Source organism: Curtobacterium sp. B8, from assembly GCF_000333315.1.
GTDB classification, from domain to species: Bacteria; Actinomycetota; Actinomycetes; order Actinomycetales; family Microbacteriaceae; genus Curtobacterium; species Curtobacterium luteum.
Genome location: NZ_BACW01000530.1, coordinates 1 through 4,227 on the forward strand (window position 1 = coordinate 1; position 4,227 = coordinate 4,227).

A 4,227-nucleotide genomic window follows, 5' to 3' on the forward strand; every position below is an offset into this window, starting at 1 on the left:
CTCCCGTCCGGCCGTCCGCCGGGTCCGTCAGGACCCGATGGTGGTCGTGGTCGTCACGTACTGCAGCAGGCTGAACCAGAGGGCGCTCACCGCGCAGAGCGCGGTGAGGAACACGACGATCGTCCGGGCGGGCGGCATCCGGCGCGACACGACGAGGGCGACGACGAACCCGACCGGGGCGATCGCGACGTCGAGCACCAGTGCCGTCCACGGGACGGAGCTCTGCAGGGCGGTGGCCCCGTTCTTCGCGAGGAACTCGTTGTTCGCGAGGATCGGGGTCGAGACGCCGACGAAGTTCCCGACGGCCTGCGTCGTCACGTAGGCGAGCAGGAGTGCGGCGACGACCCAGACGACGATCCGCCACGGGGCGAGCACCCGGGCGGGGGTGGATGCGGGTGCGGGCGCGCTCAACCGAAGCTCCTCGTCAGGATGAAGGGCCACGGGATCAGCACGACGGCACCGATGAGCAGCCAGACGAACTTGGTGCGGTTGCGGCTCGACTGTCCGATCCAGAGCGTCGCGACGAACCACAGCGCCGGCGCCACGATCGCGAGCGCACGCATGACCTCGGAGGCGAGGTCACCCACGGCGAGGACGCTCGCGCTGATCAGCCACGCGACCGTGTAGAGCAGGTAGAGACCACCGAGGACGCCGAACCCGATGAGCGGTCCGGAGCCGAGCGGGCCCTCGTCGTCGTGGGAGCGGTGCTCCTTGACGGCGACCGGGTTGTGGGCCGCGTCGACGTGCGTCGCGTCGTCCGCGTCACCCCAGCTCAGCGCGTCGTCGTCGTCGTGGTCGACGGACCCGTCCGGAGGTGAGGCTGCGGTGGTCATGCCTCGATTCTACGAGGCGTCGAGGAGTGCCGGTGTCGGCGGGGGGCGACGTCGGTCGTCCACACGGGCGGGACGACGCGGGCAGCCCCGGACCGGGTCAGACGTCGGCGGACTCGGTGGCGAGGACCGCCGCCACGACGTCGCGGACCGCCGGGAACAGTGGGTGGCTCTCCATGAGGCCCGTGAGGATCTCGGTGAGGGCGTGCGCCGTCGCGCCGGAGCGCAGCAGGGCGTGCAGCTCGATCGACTCGGGGTCGTCCTGGTCGTCGAAGGCGAGGGCCGCACGGATCGCACCGAGGAGGTGGTCGACGGGCATGCTGCGTTCGGCGAGCTGGGACGCGGGGCCGACGAAGCGCTCGCGGCGCCCGAGCTTGCGGAGCGGGTTCCGCCCGACCCGGAACGTGGTGTCGGGCAGGTGCGGGTTCGCGATCCGCGAGAGGTTCGCCGCGACGTAGCGGGCGTGCTCCTCGGGGTCGAAGCCGTGCTTGGCGATGAGCAGTGCGGTCGTCTCGGCGAGGACGCCGTCGACCTCGGCCCGGACCTCGCGGTCCTCGAGCGCCTCGCGGATGAGGCGGATGCCGCGCGTGGAGCCGTGGTACGCAGCAGTGGCGTGCGCGGTGTTGACCGTGTAGAGCTTCCGCTCGACGAAGGGCTGGAGGTCCTCGACCCAGGTCACGCCGTCGATGACCGGCGGTTCGGTGTCGGAGGAGTCGAAGGGCGTGCGCTCGATGACCCACTCGTAGAAGGGCTCGAGCACGACGTCGAGGCCGCCGGACTGGCCGAGGACGCCCGACTGGTCCGGGACGATGCGGTCGATCGCGCAGTTGGCGAAGACGGCCGCGATGTCGCGGTCCTCCAGCACCGGGGCCCGTCGGATGCTCGCGTGCAGCGAGTCCGTGGCGTTGAAGGCGTTCTCGCACGCGACGATGGTGACGTCGCCGCGCTCGGTGCCGCGGGCGGCGAGTCCCTCCGCGATCACCGGGGCGACCAGCGGGAGGGTGCGTGCACCGACAGCGGTGGTGACGACGTCCGCCTCCGCGATGGCCTGGACCACCCGCGCACGGTCGGTCTTGCTGTTCAGTGCGCGGAAGCCGTGGACGAGGTGCTCGACCGGCATCTCGCCGACCTCGTGGACGACGAAGCGACCGGCCTCGTTGAGGGCCGAGACGACGCGCTCGTCGACGTCGACGAAGGTGAGTTCGTACCCGCTCGCCACGAGGAACTGCCCCACGAAGCCGCGCCCGATCTTGCCGGCGCCGATGTGGACCGCCCGTCTCGTCACCGCCATCGGACGATCATCCCACGCCGATCGGTACGGTCCTGACCATCCCGGCCCTCGGTCGCCGACGGGCGTCGTCCGAGGGGCGCGGGGACCCCGCGGACACGCCGATCTCCGGCGCCGGGGGTGATGAAGAGCTGCTGCATAACGTTCGGGTCACATCGAGAGGCGGCGGTGCACGGTGCACCGCCGCCTCGTCGTCGAGTGGTCTGCGAAGACTACCGCGCGGCCGAGCCGTCCACGTAGTCGGCGTCGTTCGACTTCCACGCGAACAGCGCGCGTAGCTCGCGGCCGGTCGCCTCGATCGGGTGGCCCTCGCCCTTCGCGCGGAGCGCCTTGAACTCCGGCGCGCCGGCGTCCTGGTCCTCGATGAAGCGCTTGGCGAAGGTGCCGTCCTGGATGTCCGCGAGGACGGCCTTCATGTTCTCCTTGACCTCGGGCGAGATGACGCGGGGGCCGGAGACGTAGTCCCCGAACTCGGCGGTGTCCGAGATGGACCAGCGCTGCTTGGTGAGGCCGCCCTCCCAGATGAGGTCGACGATGAGCTTGAGCTCGTGCAGCACCTCGAAGTACGCGATCTGCGGCTGGTAGCCCGCCTCGGTCAGCGTCTCGAAGCCGTACTGGATGAGCTGCGAGGTGCCACCGCAGAGGACGGCCTGCTCACCGAACAGGTCGGTCTCGGTCTCCTCGGTGAAGGTCGTCTTGATACCGCCGGAGCGCAGACCGCCGATGGCCTTCGAGTACGACCACGCGAGGTCCCAGGCGGAGCCCGAGGCGTCGACCTCGACGGCCACGATCACGGGCACGCCACGGCCGGCCTCGTACTCGCGGCGGACGGTGTGGCCCGGGCCCTTCGGCGCGACGAGCGACACGTCGACGCCCTCCGGCGCCTGGATGTAGCCGTAGCGGATGTTGAAGCCGTGGCCGAAGACGAGCGTGGCGCCCGGCTTGAGGTTCGGCTCGATGTCGTCCTTGTAGACGATGCGCTGCACCTGGTCCGGCGCGAGGATGACGACGACGTCGGCCCAGGCGGTCGCGTCGGCCGGGGTCAGGACCTCGAAGCCCGCCTCCTCGGCCTTCTGGCGGCTCTTCGAGCCCTCCTTGAGGCCGATCTTCACCTCGACGCCGCTGTCGCGGAGGTTGAGGGCGTGGGCGTGGCCCTGCGAGCCGTAGCCGATGACGGCGACCTTCTTGCCCTGGATGAGCGTCAGGTCGGCGTCGGCGTCGTACACGATGTCAGTCACGAGGGTGTGTCTCCTTGGTTCTGTGGTCTGTGGGGGCCGACGGGGTCAGCGCACCCGGTCGGTGATGCTCTTGGGTCCGCGGCCCATGCCGAGGAGGCCGGCGCGCGCCAGTTCCTTGATGCCGTACGGCTCGAGCACGCGGAGGATGGCCTGGATCTTGCCGGGGTCGCCCGTGACCTCGACGACGAGCGAGTCGGTCGCCACGTCGACGACCTGCGCACGGAAGAGGGTCACGGCCTCGAGGACCGCCGAGCGGGTCTGGTTGTCCACGCGGACCTTCACGAGCATGTGCTCGCGCTGGACCGACTGCGAGAAGTCGAGCTCGACGATCTTGATGACGTTGACGAGCTTGTTGAGCTGCTTGGTCACCTGCTCGAGGGGCAGGTCCTCGACGTCCACCACGACGGTGATGCGGCTGAGTCCCTCGACCTCGGTGTTCCCCACCGCGAGCGACTCGATGTTGAAGCCGCGGCGGGCGAAGAGGCCGGCGACGCGCGTCAGCAGACCCGGCTTGTCCTCGACGAGCAGGGAGAGGACGTGGCTCATGCGGGGTCTCCGGTCATGTCGGCGTCCTCGACGTCCCAGCTGGGCGCGTGGTCGCGGGCGTACTCGATCGAGGAGTTGCCGACGCCCTGCGGGACCATCGGCCAGACCATCGAGTCGCGGCTGACGACGAAGTCGATCACCACGGGACGGTCGTTCGTCTCGAGGGCGAGCCTGATGGCGTCGTCGACCTCGTCGGCGCGCTCGACGCGGATGCCCAGGGCACCGTACGCGTCGGCGAGCTTCACGAAGTCCGGCACCCGCCGGGTCTGGTGCCCGGTCTCGAGGTCGGTGAACGAGTGGCGGCCGTCGTAGAACAGCGTCTGCC

At 70.2% G+C, this 4,227-nt stretch carries 6 protein-coding genes; all 6 read right to left on the reverse strand.

The window, feature by feature from the left end; genetic code table 11:
• Positions 1-27 precede the first annotated feature (27 nt).
• Positions 28-411 carry a hypothetical protein gene (locus tag I59_RS13920; RefSeq protein ID WP_148286238.1) on the reverse strand — a complete coding sequence of 128 codons (384 nt, stop codon included), beginning with the start codon at positions 409-411 and terminating at the stop codon, positions 28-30.
• Positions 408-833, reverse strand: coding sequence for a hypothetical protein (locus I59_RS21010; RefSeq protein ID WP_022904391.1), 426 nt, complete (start codon positions 831-833; stop codon positions 408-410). Before I59_RS21010 ends, I59_RS13920 begins: the two co-directional genes overlap by 4 nt.
• A gap of 97 nt (positions 834-930) precedes the next feature.
• Positions 931-2,121 carry a mannitol-1-phosphate 5-dehydrogenase gene (locus I59_RS13930; protein ID WP_022904392.1) on the reverse strand — a complete coding sequence of 397 codons (1,191 nt, stop codon included), beginning with the start codon at positions 2,119-2,121 and terminating at the stop codon, positions 931-933.
• Positions 2,122-2,330: 209 nt separating this feature from the next.
• Positions 2,331-3,356 (reverse strand): ketol-acid reductoisomerase, encoded by a 1,026-nt coding sequence (gene ilvC, locus I59_RS13935; protein WP_022904393.1) that lies wholly within the window; start codon positions 3,354-3,356, stop codon positions 2,331-2,333.
• Between the two features lie 45 nt (positions 3,357-3,401).
• Positions 3,402-3,902 carry an acetolactate synthase small subunit gene (ilvN, locus tag I59_RS13940; protein WP_022904394.1) on the reverse strand — a complete coding sequence of 167 codons (501 nt, stop codon included), beginning with the start codon at positions 3,900-3,902 and terminating at the stop codon, positions 3,402-3,404.
• Positions 3,899-4,227: thiamine pyrophosphate-dependent enzyme (locus tag I59_RS13945; RefSeq protein WP_031273849.1), on the reverse strand; the 329-nt coding region annotated here is incomplete at its 5' end. The genes I59_RS13945 and ilvN, both read right to left, overlap by 4 nt.